Here is an 18,502-nt window from a genome sequence, read left to right on the forward strand (position 1 = left end):
AGCGCTTCCCTGACACGGAAGAGGTCACTGGTTCAATCCCAGTATCGTCCACTCACCGTCACCCCAGGTCTTACGACCTGGGGTTTCGTGTTTCCCGGGTCACCGGCCACGACACCGGGAGCACGGGCGCCCCACAATGATCCGATGCGGCCGAACCTTCTTGTGATCTACACCACCCGGGTGGACGAGTGCCGTGAGTTCTACGCCTCACTCGGTATGGACTTCCGGCCCGAGCGGCACGGCGACGGGCCTCTCCACCACGCCGCCGTCCTGCCGGACGGCACCGTCTTCGAGATCTACCCGGCCGGGGCAGGCCGGGAGACCGGCGCGTTACGGCTCGGGTTCGCCGTCGAGGAGTCGGCCGGGCGTCCCGCCGGGCGCCGCGTGCTGCGGGACCCCGACGGACGCGCCGTGGAGGTGCACACCGGCGGCTGAACCGGTCGTGACCGCGCCTCGCCCAGCCACGGAGATTCGCGGGCCACGGCGTGCGGCCCGCGCGAAGATTCGCGGGCTACGACGTGCGGCCCGTCACGGGAGCGGCCCTCTCCGCGATTCTGTCGCACAGCGCGGTCATGACCTGCCAGCCCTCGTCGAGCACGCGCCGGACGTCTTCCGGGCGCCAGCCCGCGCGTTCTCCCAGCGCGCGGTAACCGAGCTCCAGGTGCTCCTGATCAGCCTCGCTGTGCAGCCCGAAGTATCCGCTCTCACCGTAGACGGCGCTCGCCGTGCCGAGGAACACCAGGCCGCTGCCCTCCAGCACCAGGTGGGCGAGCACGATCCGCTCATCCGCGGTCGAGATCGTCATCCGGTCGACGAACCACGCCGACGCCGCGGCCACCACCGGGTCCCACTCGGCGTCCCGGCCGTCGCGCCCTTCCGCGAGCAGCCGGTTGTGCCCGATCTCCTCCAGGAGATGAGCCGAGGCGAGGCGGCTCAGCGATTCCTCCGTCTCCAGCGCCGCGCGGACCAGCATGACCCGCTGGAACGTGTCCGACCAGACCTGCAGGTGATCGGCGATGCGGGCGCGGACGGTCGCGGCTCCGTCGCCTCCGCATGAGCGGACGAGCTTCACGAGCGCGCTCTCGCCGAAGGTCTTCATGTAGCGGTCGTTTTCTTCCCGCAGCATATCGAGGGCTGACATGGGCCGTTTTCCCTTCGGTCGGCTTTCTACGTGCGCTTGTTCGTACGGATTCATGGAAATACGGTGGGGAGTCCACAGGAATGACGCGATGCAGGTCGTCCGGGGTCCGCCGTCAAGAGTCCCTCCCTCTCCGGGGCGTACGGCCCTCTCCACGGCGCACGGCGGCACCCGATCTGCCCTGGAACAGGCGCGCCTCAGTCGAGCTCGGGAAAGCCGCAGAGACCGCGCAGGCCTTCGCCGTCGCACATCACCCGCTTGGCGGCGGGGGCCTTCTCGCACATGACCACGGGAACGGACGGGACGTGGATGTAGCTCGGGTATGCCTGGGCGGACCCTTGGTAGGGGCGTGGCGGCCGGCCGCAGAACGGTTCCATCGGCATGCCGATCGCCCGGATGACCCGGTGAGCGTGCTGATCGATCATCGTGACGCAGTGCTCTATGCCGCGGTGCCGCGCCAGAGCGTAGGCGGCGTGGTACAGCATCATTCCCACGCCGGTGTAAGGCGTCAGGTCTCCCGGGACGTCGGGGGATCCGTACGTCCGCCCGCGATATCCGGGGGTCACGGCCAGCAGGCGCAGGTCCCAGCATTTCGTCGCCCGGAACCCTTCGTGGTGGGCCCGGATGTCGTCGTCCGTCGCGGCGTCTCCCAGGACCGCCCTCACCGTGATCAGATCGCCGGGACGTACGCCGCTGAGCAGCCTGATGCATGCGGCGAGACGGCCCTGCCGGCGATCGACGACCGCGAGGAAGGTGCTGCTCTCCTCGTGCGCGGCGTATTCCGCCGCCAGCAGATCACGATGATCGCCGTACGTCTCGCTGAAGACGACCGACTCCAGACGCCGGCACGCGTCGGGCAGGGGTCCGAAGGGACCGGCCAGAAGAACCGTGAAGCGGGTTCCGTTGTCCGCCGGGAGGAGTCCAAACGCGCTTACGTCCTCAGGTTCGTACCGTCGGTCCTCGCGAAAGTGATAGGGGGACGGATGTCCGGTCCCTGGCGCGTTCACAGATCCTCCCCCATGGTTCCCGGTATTCGCCTCGGCCGAGCTCCCGGGTGTTCCCGAGGGCCCCGGTCCGGCCGGCAGCCCGGCGGCGACGCGCCGGCCGGTTCGCGCCCCTCGCCGGACGGCTGGAGCCGTCCCTCCGGACCGGCCGTGCACTCCGGAGTCTGATGAACCGGGCGGGCGCGGGACAACGGCGGTGCCCCGTCAGCAAACTGCATGGCACCTTGTTCCTCGACGTTCCTCGACATTCCCCGACATTCCCCGACGGCCCCCGACGTTCCCCGGCGGATCGCTCCATCGTGCGGCGGCGCGTTCCCGGAGCCTTGCGAGGGGAGCCCCGTCCTCCGGTGGTCCCGGGCCGTTTCCCGGGGATCCCGCCCGTTCGGGCCGATCGCGCGGGGTCTCACCCGCGCTCCGTCCACGGGGCGATCGGCTCCCGGCGGTCACGCGGTGGCCTCCGACTCCCAGAACGCCGCCTCGTCCCGCTCCTCGGGCGTCCGCCGCTCCAGCAGCCCGCCGCGCGCCGCCAGGACTCCGGCCTGGAAACGGCTCGTCGCCTGCAGCTCTTCCATGATCTCCGCGACGTGCCGGCGGCAGGTCCGCAGCGACATGCTTAATCGCCGTGCGATCAGCTCGTCCTTCGCGCCGCTCGCCAGCAGCCGGAGGATGGTCCGTTTGAGCCCGCCTCTGGCGACGCCGTATCCGGGATCGACCCGGGCGTCCGGGACGAACGGCGCCGCCGACGACCAGAGCAGTTCCAGTCCGCGATGCAGGAAACCCACCACGGAGGGCTCACGCAGCAGGAGCGCGCCGCCGGGCTCGGAGCCGCCGGGGATGAAGGCGACCTCACGGTCGAAGATGACGATGCTGTCGGGGATCTCCCCGCACGTGCGCACCTCGCAGCCGGCCTCGGTCCTCCGCGCCAGGAAATCACGCATCACGGGATTGACGCGCACCGGATGCTGATAGAGCGACCTCACCTTCACCCCGCAGGCCAGCAGTTCCACATCGTGGGGGAGCGAATTCCCGATCGCCTCTCCGGAGAAACTCCCGGGGTGGGCGCTGAACACCTCGGCGGAGCATTTCCGCCCGGCCCGGGTCAGGACCGCGCGGACCTCGTCCGCGTCGGTGAGGACGTCGATGGCCTCACGCCCGTTCCGGGCCTGGCGGCTCTCGAAATAGGCGGGGTTGAGCGCGAGCAGCTGGGATTTGAGGCCCTCGGTGCGCTTCTCCCATTCCATGATCTTCATCTCGATCGGGGTCACGAGCCCCGCGATCGCCGCCTCCGGACTCGACGGGACCAGCACCGAGGCCTGTCCCGGCGCGGGGCGCAGCAGGTGCAGCCTCTCCAGGTCCCTGAGTCCCGACTCGACGTCGGCGACATCCAGCGACAGGTCCTGAGCCGCTTCGCCGATCTGCGACGAACGCATCCTTCCCCGCCGGACGACCCACTGGTACAGATCGATCGCCGCCGGGGAAAGTCCATGCTCCTGAGGGAGGGAGTTCTCGGTTTCCTTCACCTGTGCTCCTCGGTCCAAGAGCGCCGCGGCCGGCTCGGGAGCCCGGCCCGCGCAGCCCTGATCATGACGGGACCGGCCGGCCGGTGCCGGTCGCCGGGATTGTCGTCTGCCGACCGACAGCAGCATGACGAGGAGCGCTTGGACGGCACTTGGCCGATTCCTGAGGTCCGCTTGTGCCGCCCACCGCGCTCCGCGGCGGACCCCGGCGAGGCCCGCCATCACCGCCCCAGGGGCATGCCGTAAGGTATGGAAATCGCTTTCCAGGCACCGGTTCTCCGCGCGGCCCACCGTGACGGAGCCCCGTTCCCCTCGTCGGCCCCGCGGGATCGGTGCGGGCACGCGGTTTCCCCCGGCCTCGCGCGCGAAGGAGATGCCATGACCGACCGGGGCAACGCGCCCTACTCCCCCGACTGGGCGCGGGTCCGGCGTCGCGTCGCGACGAGACCGTGGGCGGCGGGCGTTCTCGCCGCGGTCCGGGAGGATTTCTCCCGCTGGGCGCGCGACCTCGTCATCCCCGGGCCGGACGGGCAGTCCGCGTGGGCCCACACCTACTTCTGCGACGCTGACGGCGCGCCGCTCACCTTCGGGGTGACAACCCCGGAGCGGCACGTCTGCCCCCAGTGCGGCAGGACCTACACCGGTGACCCCTGGGACGGGGCGTGGCGCACGAAGATGCACAACGCGGTGGCGGCGCAGGCGCAGCGGGCCGCCCTGCTGGTGCGCCTGTCTGAGGACCCCCGGGAGACTGCGGCCGCCCGCGGCGAACTCGAACGCATCTTCGCGACCTACTCCCGCGACTACCTCTCCTACGAGCCGCACGGCGCCAACGCCGGTCAGGGCCGCGTGCAGCCCCAGTGCCTCGACGAGGCGGTCTGGGCCGTCGGGCTGCTCCGGGCCCTGCGCTGGGCCGGCGACGTGCTGACGCCCGCGACGTCGGCCGCCGTGGACGACACGGCCCGGGTGATCTCCGACCTGCTCCGCCCCCAGTTCGGCCTCATCCACAACATCCGCTGCTGGCTCGTCGCGGCCCTCGCCGAATGCGCCGCCCGGCTGCGCGACGAGGAACTGCTGGCGTGGTGCCGCGACAGCGAGTTCGGCGCGGAGGCGCAGATCCGGGAGGGCTTCCACCCCGAGGGCCTCTGGTACGAGATCAACCCGCACTACCACTACTACGCCGTCTCGGCACTGCTCTCCTACCGTGAGGCGGCGGGACCGGCCGGGCTCTCCGCGGAGTCGGCCCTGCGGCTCTCCCGCGCCATCACCGCCCCGCCGCACCTCGCCTACTCCGACACCCGGCTGCCCGCGTACGGCGACGGCTGGCCGGAGTGCTACGTCGGCGACTTCGCCCCGCAGGCCGAGGCGGCCTGGACGATCGTGCCGGAGGAGCCCGTCGATCTCGCGCCGTACTACACGCGCCCGCGTCCCGCGCCGGTGCGGCTGTGGTCCGGCGCCCAGTCACCCTCGGCGGCGCCGGCGGAACTGACCGGCCGGTCATCGGTCGCCGCCCTGGTCTTCGGCCCCGACGACATCGCCCCGGCGGCGGTCGCCGGGAACGGGGGCTCGTTCGTGTGGCCGCACGCCGGAATCGGCCTCCTCCGTTCCACGCGCGTGCGGCTCGCGATGCGGTTCGGCCCCGACAGCGGCTGGCACGACCACCGGGACAAGCTCAACGTCGACGTGGAGACGGCCACCGGGTGGTCGAGCCTCGATCTCGGGACGAGCGGCTACGGGTCGGAGTTCACGACGTGGATGCGCTCACCCGTCGCGCACAACCTCGTCATCGTCGACGGGAGGCGGCAGCCCGAGCACGCGGGCCGGCTCCTCGAATCGTCGGAGCGTCACCTCGTGGCCGAGTCCGCCTGGGACGGCCACGTCCTCCGCCGCGCCGTCTCGGTCGACGAGGACGGCTGGACGGACGAGCACACCGCCGCGCTCGCCGGGCCCGGCGGCATCGAATGGGTTTTCCACGGGGACGGCGCGTTCACGCCGGAGGGCGCCGGCGCGGGGGAGCCCGTGCGCCTGCGCGGCGACGTCGGCCACGACTGGCTGCGCGACGCGTGCCGCCTCGAGATCCCGCCGGACCGGCGGCTCCGCGGCGCGTGGAGCGTGGACGGCTCCCCGCGCCTGGTGCTGACCGTGCCCGACGGGTTCGAGGTCTACACGGCCGTCGCCGACGGCAACCCGACCGGCCGCCCCCTCGGCGTGCTTCTCCTGCGCGGGTACGACCGGCAGGCCCGGTTCCGCGCGAGGTTCCGGCTGCCCACGTCCTGACGTCGTCCTCCGGCCCGTGACGGACCGGGGTTCCCTGCCGGGGCCGGGCGGTTCGCGGCCCCGGCCGGCGCCCGGCGGGCTCCCCGCGCCGCCGCCCATCCCCCCGGGCCCGCCCTCCCGGCGGCACCGATAGAAGAGCGATGGGGAACGGATGCCGGGCCGTCTTAGGTTTCGGACATGACCACTCCGATCTTTGCGCTTTGCGATGAGTACGTCACCCGCTGGGCGGCCCTCGACCCGATCGCGGCAGGTGCCGAGGGGATCGTGTCCGAGTTCGTCGCCGCCACCGACCACAGCCCGGCGGGGAGCGCCGCCCGCGCCGAGCTGATCCGCTCGACCCTGAAGCGCCTCGACGCCCTGGTCCCGACCGGGGAGCCGGATGTCCGGGCGGCCACCCACCTGCGGGAGCGGCTGGAGGCCGAGCTCGCCTGGCACGACCTGGGCGAGCCGCTGCGCTGGGTGGCGGCGCCCTACGGGCTGCCCTACCGGGTGCGCTCCAGTGTCGTCCTCCTCCCCCACGGGAACGACGACGAGTGGCGTGACGTCGCCGCCCGTCTCGCGGCGATCCCGGCGATGCTCGCCGGCTGGCGGGAGAGCCTGGAGGCGGGCCTGGCCGCGGGCCTGCGGGGCGCGCGCAGGCAGGCCCTGGCGATGGCCGACCAGGCCGCGCAGTTCGCCGGGGAGGGCGACACCCCTCCGGCGCACGACGCCTTCGTGGCCACCTACGGCGACGGGCCGGTCAAGGAGGAACTGGTCCGGGCGGCGGCCGCGGCCCACGCCGCCTACGCGGAGGTCGCGCGCTACATGCGTGAGGAGTACGCGCCCGGGGCGACCGAGGTCGACGCGGTGGGGCCGGAGCGCTACGCGGTCGCGGCCAGGATCAGCCTGGGCGCCGACATCGACCTGCGTGAGGCGTACGAGTGGGGCTGGGCCGAGCTGGAGCGCATCGGGGCCGAGATGGCCGCCGAGGTCGAGCGGATCAAGCCGGGCGCCACCGTCGAGGAGGCGACCGAGATCCTCAACCGGACCCAGGCCGTCGACTCCCTGGAGGAGTACCAGGCGTGGCTTCAGGAGCGCCACGACTGGGCGATCAAGCAACTGCACGGCACCCACTTCGACATCCCCGAGCCGTTGCAGGTCATCGTGGCCGAGGTCGACGTGAGCTCCACCTCCGGCGCGGCCTCCTACAACTCGCCCAGTGAGGACCTGTCCCGGCCGGGCCGCACCCTGTGGCCGGTCGGGGGGCGGACGCGGTTCGCCACCTGGAGCGAGCTGACCACGATCTTCCACGAGGGCGTGCCCGGCCACCACCTGCAGTTCGGCGCCATGCGCATGGCCGGGGACGGCCTGTCCAGGTTCGCCAGGGTCTCGTGGGTGGACGGCCACGGCGAGGGCTGGGGCCTGTACGCCGAGCGGCTCGCCGACGAGCTGGGCTGGTTCACCGATCCCGGCACCCGGCTGGGCATGCTCAACTGGTCGGCCCTGCGCGCCGCCCGGGTGGTCATCGACCTCGGCGTCCACCTCGACCTGCCGCTCCCCGACGGCTCCCGATGGACCTTCGAGAAGGCCTGCGAGGTGCTGCGCGAGCGCGGCCGCTGCGAGCCGCACCGGGTGGAGGCCGAGGTCGTGCGCTACTTCGGCTGGCCCGCCCAGGCCATCGCCTACAAGCTGGGCGAGCGGGCCTGGGTGGAGGCCCGCGAGGAGGCCAGGCGACGCCTGGGTGCCGCCTTCGACCTGCGTGCCTGGCACACCGCCGCGCTGGAGCTGGGACCGGTCGGCCTGTCCAGCCTGGCCGACGCCCTGCGCCGGATCGGCTGACCCCGGCGCCGCCGGCCGGGGGCGCCCGGACGCCCCCGGCCGGCCCGTCTTCACCTGCCGGCCATGGCCACGCCGTCACCGCCCGGTTCGTGGAAGGACGTCACCACCCGGGCCGTGGGAGGACGGTCACCGCCCGGGTCGTACGGCGGGGAACCGGCCAGTTGCGCGCGTACCCGGTCGGCGACCGCGGGCGGCATCGTGCCGACCAGCTGGAGCGCCTCCTCCGAGGCGCTCCGCGCGGCCTCCGGCTCGCCGACGGCGCCGTACGCCTCGCTGAGCATCACCAGGACGCGGACCTCGTAGAGCGGCGCGTCGATCGTGCGGAACAGGCCGAGGGCCTGGTGGAGGCGGCCGATGGCCTGCTCGGTCTGGCCGGAGGCCAGCGCGAGCTCGCCGAGCGCGAACACGACCCTCGCCTCGGCGAGCCGTTCCCCCGCGGTGCTCGCCAGTTCCAGGGCCCGGCGGAGCGTGCCGGCGGCCTCGTCGAGCTCGCCCGCGCGCAGCCGCGCGACGCCCAGGCCGTGCAGGGCGTACACCTCCCCGGTCGGGTCGCCGACGGCGCGCACGGTCGTCAGTGTCTGGTCGAACGCCTCGGCCGCCAGCGAGAGCTCCCCCGAGCGGAGACGGGCCTCGCCCAGCCGGTGCAGGACCTGCGCCTCCACCCGCCGGCTGCCGCCGGTCCTGCTGAGCTCCAGCGCCTCGACCAGCAGCCGCTTGGCCTCGTCGAGGTCGTCGCAGTCCAGCCTGATCTGCGCCATGCTGTGGAGCACGTAGGCGGAGGCGACCTGGTCGCCGGTCCCGCGGAAGATGGCCAGCGCGCGCCGGTACCGTTCCACGGCGTCGTCGAGGCGGCCGCTCATCCGGTCCAGGAAGGCGATGTTGCGGATGACCAGGGCCACCCCCAGCTCGTCCCCCGCGTCCTGGAACAGCTGCGCCGCCGCCTCGAAGTCGCGGCGCGCGTCGCCGAACCGCTGCTCGGCGATGTACAGCGAGCCGATCGAGTAGAGCATCGCCGCCTGCCCGCGACGGTCGCCGGCCCGCCGGGCGGCGGCCAGGGCGACCTGGTGGGTCTCCCGCCAGTCGTCGAAGTAGATCCTCGATTCGAACAGTGTCACGGCGCTGAGCGCGAGATCCCAGCAGAGCTCGACGAATCCCGCCTGCGCCGCCTGGCGGATGCCCGCGACCAGCGTCAGCCGCTCGCGCTCGTACCAGGGCAGGGGGGCCGTGACGAGCCGCTCGACCAGCCGCTCGGGGAGCGGCCAGCGCGGGGCGTCGCTGTGGACCTGCACGTAGTCGCCGCCGTACTCGCGGCGGTGCGCCTCCGCGGTGAGGAAGAGCAGCCCGCCGAGCACTCTCTCCAGCGCGGCGTTGCGGTCCGCGGCCGCCTCCTCGGCGGCGAGGCGCTCGCGGGCGAACACGCGGATCAGGTCGTGGAAGCGGTACTGGCCGTGCACGCCGTACCCGGCGTCCACCGCCTCGATCAGCTGGGTGTCGGCCAGGTCGTCGAGCAGGTCCTGCGCGTCGGCGGGGTCGCGGTCGAGCAGCGCGGCGGCGACCCAGCCGGAGAAGTGCCGGAACTCCAGGATGGCCAGCCGCCGGAACAGCCGCCGGGCGTCCTCGCTGACGCTCTCGTAGGTCAGTGAGATGCTCGCCCGGATCCCCAGGTCGCCGTGTTTGAGCTCGTCGAGCCTGCGGGTCTCGTCCTCCAGCCGGCCGACCAGCTGGTCGACCGTCCAGTGCGGGCGGGCGGCGAGCCTGGCGCCCGCGATGCGCAGCGCCAGCGGGAGGTGCCCGCAGAGCTCCGCCAGGGCGGCCGCGGACTCCCGCTCGGCCTGCACCCGTTCGACGCCCGCGATGCGGGAGAGCAGGTCCACCGACTGCCTGGAGTCGAAGAGGTCCACGTCGAGGTGGACCGCGCCGGGCAGGCCGGCGAGCCGGCCGCGGCTGGTGATGATCACGGCGGCCTCGGAGTTGCCCGGCAGCAGGGGCAGCACCTGGCTCTCGCTCCTGGCGTCGTCCAGGACGATCAGCATCTTCCGGCCGGCGAGCAGCGCCCGGTACATCTCCGCCCGCTCCTCCACCCCGTCGGGGATCGCGGTGCCCGGCACGCCCAGCGCCCGGAGGAAGCGTTCCAGCACCTGCCCGGAGCCGAGCGGATGCGACTCTCCGCCGTGCAGGTTGGCGAAGAGCTGGCCGTCCTCGTAGCGGCCGGCGACGCTGTGCGAGACGTGCACCGCGATCGTGGACTTGCCGATCCCCGGTTTGCCGACGACGGCGATGACCGGTACGGCGAGCCGCTGCGGGTCCTCCGCGGCGAACGCGAGCTGCCGGCGGATGGCTTCGACCAGCTTGATCCGGCCGGTGAAGTCCGCGATGTCGGTGGGGAGCAGGCGGGGGACGGTCCGGCGGGCGGGCGGGGCCTGGGCCGTCACCACCGCCTCTTCCTGGCGCTGTGGCTGCCGCCGCGGCAGGTCGAGGCTCTCGTCGGAGGTGAGGATCGCGTATTCCAGTTGCTGCAGGCTCTCGTTGGGCTCGATGCCCAGCTCGTCGATCATCGTCTGGCGGGCGCGGCGGTACACCGTCAGCGCCTCCGCCTGGCGCCCCGACCGGTAGAGCGCGAGCATCAGCTGGCCGCGCAGCCGTTCCCGGAGCGGGTGCTCCTCGACGAGCTCGCCGAGTTCGCCGACCAGCTCGTGGTGCCTGCCGAGTTCGAGCTCCAGCTCGACGCAGTCCTCGGTCGCGGTGATCCGGCGCTCGGTCAGCCTGCTCACCGCCGCCTGCACGAGCCGGCTCTCCTGGCCGTCGAGGGCGGGGCCCCGCCAGAGGGAGAGCCCGGCCCGGTAGTGCTCGACGGCCTCTTCCGGGCGGCGCTCGTCCTTGGCCAGGCGGGCCTGCCTGATCAGGTTCTCGAAGCTCTGGGCGTCGAGCTCGCCGTCGGCGACCCGCAGCGTGTAGCCCTGGGGGTGGGTCGCGATGACGTCGGGGCTGCCGTGGGCGGTGAACAGCCGCCGCAGCGAGGAGATGCAGATCTGCACCTGCGCGCGCGAGGTGGAGGGGAGGTCCTCGCCGTAGATCGCGTCGGTCAGGCGCCCGATGGTGACCATGCGATTGGCCTCCAGCAGGAGGCAGGCGAGGACGACCTGCTGCCGGGGCGCTCCCAGGTCCAGCCGTTGGGCGTCGGCGGCGACCTCCAGCGGACCGAGAATCCGATACTCCACCCGCATCTCCTCACAGAAAGCGCGGCCCGCCGGGAATTAACCGCATGTTTTGGTGTAAGAGACGCGTCAGGCGTCCAATCTTTGCATGGAGTTATACGGAAACACGTCCGTGGGCCGACCTCTCACCATCCTGAACATATGACCCATTGATCATGAGAAGCGACCTTATATGAATGAATCACTATCTGACCGGGGATCATACAGCGTCCCCCGGGGGAGAACCAGGGGGGTTTGTAATGGTCTGACCCGAATCACGGAGACACGGCGGGTTTGATACGCGAAAAAGCGGCCGGAAGCCTCGGACGGCTCCGACCGCTTCAGCGGACCACCCCACCCCCCGGCGAGCGCCGGGGGCACTGGATCAGCCCCAGGGGGTGTTGCTGGCGAGCACGACGGTCTGCGGGCTCCCCGCGGCCACGGTCGGCGCGAGGCCGGGAACGAGCGCGGCGCACCCGAAGATGGCAGCGATGGTGACGATGCGACGGATGATGTCGGAGTTCCGCATTTCATACACCTCTTTGTTTTCCCGGTGGCCGTTGACCGCCGTTCGCCTGGTTGCATGGAAAACGTATTGAGGGCCGCCATCCGCGCTTTATCTGATTCCTTCCGACCCCTTATCCGGCCGGCCCGCCGCGGCGGGCCGGCCGGCGCGGTCGATGGATAGCCGGGCGAAGGCGGGCCGATAACACGCCGGTGGACCCTGATGGGACCCGGGGCCGGACAGCACAGGCCGGGGCCCCGGACCGGACAGATGGGTCTTCTCACCATGAGCATCGCCACGCAGGCACTTGACGGCGTCTACGGCCGATCCGCGGCCGGTGTCCGAGCTCGCCTGGAGCGAGCCGTGGGCACGGACTGGCAGCCGGTCTCCGAAGCGGAGACCGACATCAATGGAAACGTGGAGGAATGGACGGAAAAGCACATGGAACGCGGGCTCTACCGCCTCGTGTTCGTCACCGACCTCTATTTCGCCGGACTCGGGATGACCGCCTCCTACCCCGAGATCACGGTCCTGTTCCGGATGCACGACGACCACACGCCCCACCACATCCAGGTCGTGCTGACGCCTCACTCCTATTCGACGTATTTCGGCGTACACGGCTGACGGAGTCCGTTCTCCCAAGGGAAGCGATCATGCTTGTTCAGCAATCGGCGGAGCCCGGGCTCCGGCACCCCGGCCAGGACGGGGCCACTCCTCCGGTCGTGGCCCGCTGCCTGAGCCAGTTCCGCCTGGAGGTCGACGGGCGGTCCGTGTCGCACTGGCGCGCCGGCAAGGCCAGGGCGCTGTTCCAGTACCTCCTGGTCAACCGCGACCGGCCCGTCCACCGCGACCGGCTCTACGAGGTGCTGTGGCCGGAAAGGGGCGACCGCAACTCCAGCTCGCTCAAGGTGGCCGTGCACGCCGTACGGCGGGTGCTCACCGAGTTCGAGGACAGGGACGGGTTCACCCTGCTCCACCAGGACCGCGGCTACCTGCTGCGGACGAACGGCGCGTGGGTGGACATCGAGGAGTTCGAGCGGGCCTTCGACCGCGGCCGGAGGGCGTGGGTGGCCAAGGACCACGACAGCGCCCTCGCGTGCTTCCAGCGCGCCGCCGACCTGTACGCCGGCGACTTCCTCGCCGGCGAGACCGGCGACTGGATCGACGAGCAGCGGCAGTGGATGCGGGACACCGCGCTGCGCGCCCTCTCGGTGCTGCGCAGCGAGTCGCTGGAGCGCGAGGACTGGCCGGCCGCGATGCACTGGTGCCGGCGGACCATCGAGGTCGACCCCTACCACGAGGCCGCCTACCAGACCCTGATGATGATGCACGGCGAACTCGGCGAACTCGGCCGCGTCCTGAGCTGGTACGAGCTGTACCGCCACCGGCTCCGCAACGACCTGGGCATCGAGCCGGACGAACGGACCGAGCGGCTGCTCGCCGCGCTGATGCGGGGCCGAAGCCGGCCGCCTGTGCCAGGCTTGCGGCCATGACGCCTCACGACCGGGGACCCGACCTGGCGCGCCTGCGCGCGGCGGTCGGCGACTTCGCCCGCTACACCGCGGCCGACAGGTCCTGGGAGCGGCTGCTCCTGGCGACCGGGCCGCGGATCGATCCGGCGCTCCCGGCCCACCGCCGGGCGCTGCTGGCCTGGCTGAACGCCTGGGGCTGCCGGTTGCGGTACCCGCGCGACGGCGAGCGCGACGTCTTCTGCGCGGAGACCGCCGCGTGGTGGGCCCGCTGGGGCGGGCACCTGCCCGGCCCGGACGCCGCGCTGGCGGGCCTGGCCGACGCCGAGATCGACCTGCTGGGAGAGTGCTACGCGGAGCTCGCGGCGATGCCGGCGGCACCGGGGGCACGACCCCGCTCGCTGGGGCCGACCGCGGCGACGAAGATGCTGCACGCGCTCCGCCCGCGGGCGCTGATGCCCTGGGACGCGGCCATCGCCGACGCCCTGCACGGGGCGCGTACGGCCGCCGCCTACCGCGCGCACCTGCGGCTGGGCCGGGAATGGGCGCGGCGCCTCCTCGCCGAGTCCGGTCTCGGCGGGGAGGCGCTGGCGGCGGAGCTGGGCCGGCCGGGGCGGCCGCTGGCGAAGATGCTGGACGACTACTGCTACCTGGCGTTCACCGCAGGAGCCTGACCAGGCTCCGGGCGGCCGTGCGGCTCGCGGCCAGCACGGTCTTCCCGGCGCCCCCGCTCCCCCCGGTGAAGGTGTAGACGCCCCTGGCCAGCGGGCGCAGCGACAGGCCGCCCGTGGGGTGGTAGCACTCGACCGCCGCGACGCTCCTGACCTTCCCGCGGGGCGGCCGGTACCCGATCCGCGACTCGGCGACGTCCAGGATCCTGGTCGTGAGAGCCGGGTCGGCCGCCACGCTCCCCGGGGTGACGTCCCACCTGTCGGTGGGCAGCCCGAGCAGGACCCTGCCCTGCGCGTACGCCCTGCCGTACAGACCGGACGTCTCGTCGACGAACGCGCTCGGACCCGCCCCGGCGGACGGCCCGAGCACGTACTGGATCACCTTGGTGCGCAGTCCCCCGTCCACCAGGCCGGTGCGCGCCAGGAGGTTCTGGGTCCAGGCTCCGGCCGCCACCACGACGGCGTCGAACCTGACCGGGCTGCCCCCGGCCGGCCGGACCTCGCCGTCGCGGGTGACAGCGTCGACCTGCCCGTCGGTGACGAACGCGCCCGACCGGGCGAGCTCGACCAGGAGCCGGTCGCGCAGCCCGTTCGGGGAGACGTACCCGGCGCGCTTCTCGACGACGGCCACACTGCCCTCCGGCAGCCCGCGGAAGGGGCCGCGGGCGCCGAGCTCCGCGGCGGTGAGCACGGAGATCGAGCCCGGGATGCGGCTGTGCACCAGGTCCACCAGGCCGGCGGTGCCCGATCCCAGGGCGGGCAGCAGGTACACCGAGCCGGTCTGCCGGTAGGACGCCCACTCCCGCAGCACCGGGCTCGCCTGGAGCTCGACCAGGCTGTCGGCGGCCTCCAGGCACAGGGCGGGGTCGGGTTCGAAGGCCCTGGTCAGCCCGCCGGAGGCGGCGCTGGCGTCGGCCCACCGGTGCGGCTCCCCGGTGAACAGGTGGACGGCGGTCCCCCGGATGACCTCGCACAGGCGCCAGGCCAGCATGGCCCCCGCGATCCCGCCGCCCACGACGGCGATTCTGGGCATCTCATTCCTCCGTTCCCGCCGCCGGGGCCGCCGCGTGCCGCGATTCCTCGGCCCGGTCGGGGGTGTGCATGCCGATCAGCCCGGCCACGGTCGCCACCGCGGAGACCAGTGCGGCCCACAGCCAGACGGAGCGGCCGACCTGGAACCAGACCAGGGTGCCGATCACCGGCCCGATCGCGGTGCCGAGGCCGAAGACGCTCTGCATGGCGCCGATGTACCGGCCGCGCAGCCGCTCCGGCCCCGCCATCGCCGGGTAGGCGAAGACGGTGGGCCCGCCGATGATCTCCGAGAGCGTCCAGACCAGGGTGCCGATCATGAACCAGATCGGGAGCGGGGAGATCGCGTAGATCGCGTAGCCGACCGAGACCAGGCCGAGGCCGAGCAGCGCGGTCAGCCGGATCGGCCACTTCTGCACGACCTTCGTCATCGCCAGCTCGCAGGTGATGACGATGAAGCCGTTCAGCGAGACGGCCGCGCCGTACCACCACAGGCTGATCCCGGCGGCGGCGATGTCCAGCGGGAGCGTGGCCGTGTACTGGCAGTAGACGGCGGAGGTGAGCAGCATCGCGAGCAGGTAGACGCTGTAGCGCCAGTCGGCGAGCACCGCGAGGTACCCGGAGCGGCCCCGCGGCTCCGGGCCGGCCGCCGCCGCGGCCTCCTTCCGGGCCCGGACGCCGCCGCGGGGCAGCGCGAACATCGCGATGGCGCCGAAGGCCAGCGCCGCGAAGGCCTCACCCCAGAAGAGCGCGTTGTAGGAGACGGTGAGCAGCGCGGCGCCGATCAGCGGGGCCGCGGTCATCCCCAGGTTCAGCCCCAGCCGGTACATCGCCGTGATCATCACCAGCCGGTGCTTCGGCGTCAGCTCGGTGATCATCGTCTGGGCCGCCGGCCGGTAGAACTGGCCGACCGCGCTGACCGCGAAGACGGCGGCGAGCAGCAGCGCGTAGGTGGGGGCGTAGAGGATGGACACGATCAGCGCGGCCGAGCCGGCCATGCTGACCAGCGTGACCGTCCGGGCGCCGAGGCGGTCGGAGAGCGAGCCGCCGACCAGCGAGCCCGCCACCGCGCCGCCGCCGTACACGCCCAGCGCGAGCCCGGCCTGCGTGGCGGAGAAGCCGCGGTCGGTCAGGAACAGCACCAGGTAGATCTGGATGAACGCGGCGAGCCTGCTGATGAAGCCCCCGAGGAGCAGCGCCCGGACGGCGACCGGGGCCTCCCTCAGGGTGACGAACACGCCGGCGTCCGGCTCTTTCACGGGGGTGGTCTTCTCGTTCTCGACAATGGCGGTCATACTGCCTTCACCTTCAGGTTGGCCTCGGCGGCGTCCAGCGCGGCCCGGCACTCGTCGACGGTCGGGGAGAGCGCGGTGGCGTAGGCGATACGCCCCCACAGGGTGCCCTTGGGCGGTGGTGAGACGGTCGCGCCCGGGGCGACGACCGGGGCGGCCCGGTCGATCTCCGGGGGCAGGCCCGCCTCGTCGAACTCGATCGACTCGATCGTGGTGTCGTCCTCGGCGACGTAGAAGAAGCGCACCCCGCCGACGAGCTTGCGCTCGGGGACGAGCGCGGGCGGGCGTCCGCAGGCCACCGCGGCGGCGGCCAGGCCGGGGTCGATCCCGGTGGTGAGCAGCCCGAGGTAGGGGATCATGTCCCCGCCCAGGCGGCCGTTCACCTCGATGACGCGCAGGCCCTTGGAGGAGAGCTTGATCTCGGTGTGGGTGAACCCGTCGGTGAACCCGAGCGCGGTGTGCGTGTCCTGCAGGACCCGGCAGAACTCCGGGTCGTCCAGGAGCTCGTCCCGGGCGTCGACGTAGTGGCCCACCTCCTCGCAGTACGGCTCGTAGCCGAGGACCTTCCTGCCGACGAAGAGGGGGGTGACCACGCCGCCCTGGACGACGGCGTCGACGCTCACCTCCGGGCCGTCGGCGAACTCCTCGACCAGGACGGGGACGTCGAACGTCGCCCCGTCGGGGACGGTCAGGTCGCGGACGAAGGCGAACCTGTCCTCCAGCTCCCGCGGGTCCTCGACCTTGATGACGCCGAGGCTGCCGCCGAGGCCCCGCGGCTTGAGGACGACCGGGTAGCCGACCTCCCCGGCGGCGCGCAGGGCCTCCTCGACCGTGGAGACCGCCGCCGACCTGGGCTGCGGCACGCCGAGCGCGTCGAGCGCGACGCGGGTGCGGTGCTTGTCGCGGCAGCGCCGCACCATCTCGGGGTCGCCGCCCGGCAGGCCGAGGGCCTCGGAGACGTACGAGGCGGCCAGGATCCTGGCCTCGTCCCAGCACAGCACCCCGTGCACCGGATCGCGGGCGGCCAGTTCCCGCGCGGCGGCCGCCATCGCGGGGCCGTCGGTCGTGTCGTCCACCACGGTCCAGCCGGTGACGTACTCCCGCTCCCAGCCGGGCTCGGCGGTCACGAAGAGGTGGACGCGGTACTCGGTGGAGATCGAGCGCAACAGGTATTCGCGGTAGTGCCGCATCCCCGTCGCGACCACCAGGATCAGCGGCCTGGTGTCTGCGGTCATGTCACGCCTCCTTGGCGGTGGTCACGAGTTCCCTGCCAGGGGTCTGCAGGGTGTCGAAGAACTCCTCGCGGGCGGGTTCCTCCTCGGTCGGGGCGATCCGGGAGGCCGCGAGGCGGAGCAGGGGCGGGGCCATCATCGAGGTCACCACCGCGACCAGGACGATGACGGTGTAGGACGCCGTGGTGAGCACGCCCAGGCGGAGCCCCACCATCGCGATGATCACTTCGATCACGCCCCGGGAGTTGAGACCGGCCCCCAGCGCGAGGGCCTCCCAGCGGTTGCGCCGCGCGATGAGCGCCCCGAGGTAGGCGCCGGCGAACTTGGCGGCGATGGCGACGGTCAGCACCAGGATCCCGGCCCCGAGCACGGACGGCTTGGCCAGCTCGGTCAGGTCCATCCGCAGGCCCGCCGTCGCGAAGAAGATCGGCGCGAGCACCGCGGCGACGATCATCTGCAGGGGGGCCAGCCTGGCGGGGCTCAGGTGCGGCGAGGAGCCGACGAGCGCGCCGCAGACGAGGGCGCCGAGGATGGCCTCGAACCCCATCGCGTGCGTGGCCGCGGCCGAGAGCAGGATCATGACGGTCACCGCGGCGACGGTGGGGATGCCTCCCTCGCCGCGGCCGGCGACGCGCAGCACCGTGTCGACCACGCGGCGGCCGAGGACGACGGCGACCAGCACGAGCACGGCGAGCAGCGCGATCGCGGTCAGCGCGGCCTGCCCGGTGCGGGCCCCGGCGGTGGCGAGCGCGGAGACCACCGACAGGAGCAGCCAGCCCACCACGTCGTCGATGATGGCCGTGCTGAGGATGAGCTGGCCGATGTCCCGGTGGAGCAGGCGCATCTCCGTCAGCACCTTGGCGATGACGGGGATGGCGCTGACGCAGAGCGCGACGCCCAGGAAGAGGGCGAAGACCGTCTGGTCGACGCCGTCGGCGATCAGCTCGGCGGGGGCCAGGAACCCGATCCCGACGCCGAGGACCAGCGGGACGATCAGTCCGGCGCCGCTGATCCAGGCGGCGCTCCGGCCCTGGCGCCGGATGAAGCCGAGGTCGAGATGCACGCCGGTCAGGCCCACCAGCAGCAACACGCCGAGCTGGCCGATGGCGTCGATCATGTGGAATCTGGCCGGGTCCGTGGGGAACAGCCACGCGGAGAGGTCGGGTGCGGCGTTGGCCAGCAGCGAGGGCCCGATCAGGATGCCCGCGCAGAGCTCGCCGAGCAGCGGGGGCAGTCCGAGGCGGGCCGCGAGCCGGCCCAGGAGGGTGGCCAGGCCGAGGAGCAGCCCGAGCTGGAGGAGGAGGACGAGGAGGTTGTGCGCGGGGATGACAGCGACCGGCGCCGTGGCGAACGCCACGG

Annotated in this window: 15 protein-coding genes; 6 read left to right on the plus strand and 9 right to left on the minus strand. The window is 72.6% G+C overall.

What is annotated here, in order from left to right; translation table 11 throughout:
• The first annotated feature begins 144 nt into the window (after nt 1–144).
• On the plus strand, nt 145–435 hold the full coding sequence (locus tag ABD841_RS29115; RefSeq protein ID WP_344978475.1) for a VOC family protein: 291 nt from the start codon (nt 145–147) through the stop codon (nt 433–435).
• Nucleotides 436–511: 76 nt separating this feature from the next.
• On the opposite strand, the gene ABD841_RS29120 is transcribed toward ABD841_RS29115, so the two are convergent.
• From ABD841_RS29120 to ABD841_RS29130, 3 genes are all read right to left on the minus strand, one after another.
• Nucleotides 512–1,141: a hypothetical protein gene (locus ABD841_RS29120; RefSeq protein ID WP_344978477.1), complete on the minus strand. Its 630-nt coding sequence runs from the start codon at nt 1,139–1,141 to the stop codon at nt 512–514.
• 194 nt (nt 1,142–1,335) lie between these two features.
• Nucleotides 1,336–2,145, minus strand: coding sequence for a hypothetical protein (locus ABD841_RS29125; protein ID WP_344978479.1), 810 nt, complete (start codon nt 2,143–2,145; stop codon nt 1,336–1,338).
• Between the two features lie 440 nt (nt 2,146–2,585).
• Nucleotides 2,586–3,662 (minus strand): helix-turn-helix transcriptional regulator, encoded by a 1,077-nt coding sequence (locus ABD841_RS29130; RefSeq protein ID WP_344978481.1) that lies wholly within the window; start codon nt 3,660–3,662, stop codon nt 2,586–2,588.
• Nucleotides 3,663–4,037: 375 nt separating this feature from the next.
• On the opposite strand from ABD841_RS29130, the gene ABD841_RS29135 reads away from it, so the two are divergent.
• Both ABD841_RS29135 and ABD841_RS29140 read left to right on the plus strand, forming a co-directional pair.
• Nucleotides 4,038–5,933 (plus strand): heparinase II/III domain-containing protein, encoded by a 1,896-nt coding sequence (locus tag ABD841_RS29135; protein WP_344978483.1) that lies wholly within the window; start codon nt 4,038–4,040, stop codon nt 5,931–5,933.
• A 177-nt stretch (nt 5,934–6,110) separates the two neighbouring features.
• Nucleotides 6,111–7,751: a DUF885 domain-containing protein gene (locus tag ABD841_RS29140; RefSeq protein WP_344978485.1), complete on the plus strand. Its 1,641-nt coding sequence runs from the start codon at nt 6,111–6,113 to the stop codon at nt 7,749–7,751.
• Between the two features lie 50 nt (nt 7,752–7,801).
• On the opposite strand, the gene ABD841_RS29145 is transcribed toward ABD841_RS29140, so the two are convergent.
• Together ABD841_RS29145 and ABD841_RS29150 are read right to left on the minus strand one after the other, a co-directional pair.
• Nucleotides 7,802–10,969, minus strand: a complete 3,168-nt coding sequence (locus ABD841_RS29145; RefSeq protein WP_344978487.1) for an AfsR/SARP family transcriptional regulator — start codon at nt 10,967–10,969, stop codon at nt 7,802–7,804.
• 361 nt (nt 10,970–11,330) lie between these two features.
• Nucleotides 11,331–11,474 carry a hypothetical protein gene (locus tag ABD841_RS29150; RefSeq protein ID WP_344978489.1) on the minus strand — a complete coding sequence of 48 codons (144 nt, stop codon included), beginning with the start codon at nt 11,472–11,474 and terminating at the stop codon, nt 11,331–11,333.
• A gap of 261 nt (nt 11,475–11,735) precedes the next feature.
• On the opposite strand from ABD841_RS29150, the gene ABD841_RS29155 reads away from it, so the two are divergent.
• The 3 genes from ABD841_RS29155 to ABD841_RS29165 are packed head-to-tail and all read left to right on the plus strand — an operon-like array spanning nt 11,736 to nt 13,593.
• A complete protein-coding gene (locus tag ABD841_RS29155) occupies nt 11,736–12,074 on the plus strand; it encodes a hydroxyisourate hydrolase (protein ID WP_344978491.1) in 339 nt (112 codons plus the stop codon).
• Nucleotides 12,075–12,103: 29 nt separating this feature from the next.
• Complete coding sequence (locus ABD841_RS29160) at nt 12,104–12,943, plus strand: AfsR/SARP family transcriptional regulator (RefSeq protein WP_344978493.1); 840 nt, start codon at nt 12,104–12,106, stop codon at nt 12,941–12,943.
• Nucleotides 12,940–13,593 carry a hypothetical protein gene (locus ABD841_RS29165; protein WP_344978495.1) on the plus strand — a complete coding sequence of 218 codons (654 nt, stop codon included), beginning with the start codon at nt 12,940–12,942 and terminating at the stop codon, nt 13,591–13,593. The genes ABD841_RS29160 and ABD841_RS29165 overlap by 4 nt, the downstream gene beginning before the upstream one ends.
• On the opposite strand, the gene ABD841_RS29170 is transcribed toward ABD841_RS29165, so the two are convergent.
• From ABD841_RS29170 to ABD841_RS29185, 4 genes are read right to left on the minus strand one after another with little or no spacing between them, the layout of a single operon-like run.
• Nucleotides 13,577–14,623, minus strand: coding sequence for an NAD(P)/FAD-dependent oxidoreductase (locus ABD841_RS29170; RefSeq protein ID WP_344978497.1), 1,047 nt, complete (start codon nt 14,621–14,623; stop codon nt 13,577–13,579). The genes ABD841_RS29165 and ABD841_RS29170 overlap by 17 nt on opposite strands.
• Nucleotide 14,624: 1 nt before the next feature.
• A complete protein-coding gene (locus ABD841_RS29175; protein WP_344978499.1) occupies nt 14,625–15,914 on the minus strand; it encodes an MFS transporter in 1,290 nt (429 codons plus the stop codon).
• A complete protein-coding gene (locus ABD841_RS29180) occupies nt 15,911–17,146 on the minus strand; it encodes an ATP-grasp domain-containing protein (protein WP_344978501.1) in 1,236 nt (411 codons plus the stop codon). Before ABD841_RS29180 ends, ABD841_RS29175 begins: the two co-directional genes overlap by 4 nt.
• A gap of 1 nt (nt 17,147) precedes the next feature.
• Nucleotides 17,148–18,500, minus strand: coding sequence for a cation:proton antiporter (locus ABD841_RS29185; protein ID WP_344978503.1), 1,353 nt, complete (start codon nt 18,498–18,500; stop codon nt 17,148–17,150).
• Nucleotides 18,501–18,502: the final 2 nt, after the last annotated feature.

It is taken from the genome of Streptosporangium fragile, assembly GCF_039534445.1.
GTDB classification, from domain to species: domain Bacteria; phylum Actinomycetota; class Actinomycetes; order Streptosporangiales; family Streptosporangiaceae; genus Streptosporangium; species Streptosporangium fragile.

Coding starts and splice junctions, on each gene's coding strand:
- ABD841_RS29115 (WP_344978475.1), top strand. CDS start 145: ATGCGGCCGAACCTTCTTGTGATCTACACCACCCGGGTGGACGAGTGC.
- ABD841_RS29120 (WP_344978477.1), bottom strand. CDS start 1,141: ATGTCAGCCCTCGATATGCTGCGGGAAGAAAACGACCGCTACATGAAG.
- ABD841_RS29135 (WP_344978483.1), top strand. CDS start 4,038: ATGACCGACCGGGGCAACGCGCCCTACTCCCCCGACTGGGCGCGGGTC.
- ABD841_RS29140 (WP_344978485.1), top strand. CDS start 6,111: ATGACCACTCCGATCTTTGCGCTTTGCGATGAGTACGTCACCCGCTGG.
- ABD841_RS29150 (WP_344978489.1), bottom strand. CDS start 11,474: ATGCGGAACTCCGACATCATCCGTCGCATCGTCACCATCGCTGCCATC.
- ABD841_RS29155 (WP_344978491.1), top strand. CDS start 11,736: ATGAGCATCGCCACGCAGGCACTTGACGGCGTCTACGGCCGATCCGCG.
- ABD841_RS29160 (WP_344978493.1), top strand. CDS start 12,104: ATGCTTGTTCAGCAATCGGCGGAGCCCGGGCTCCGGCACCCCGGCCAG.
- ABD841_RS29165 (WP_344978495.1), top strand. CDS start 12,940: ATGACGCCTCACGACCGGGGACCCGACCTGGCGCGCCTGCGCGCGGCG.
- ABD841_RS29170 (WP_344978497.1), bottom strand. CDS start 14,623: ATGCCCAGAATCGCCGTCGTGGGCGGCGGGATCGCGGGGGCCATGCTG.
- ABD841_RS29175 (WP_344978499.1), bottom strand. CDS start 15,914: ATGACCGCCATTGTCGAGAACGAGAAGACCACCCCCGTGAAAGAGCCG.
- ABD841_RS29180 (WP_344978501.1), bottom strand. CDS start 17,146: ATGACCGCAGACACCAGGCCGCTGATCCTGGTGGTCGCGACGGGGATG.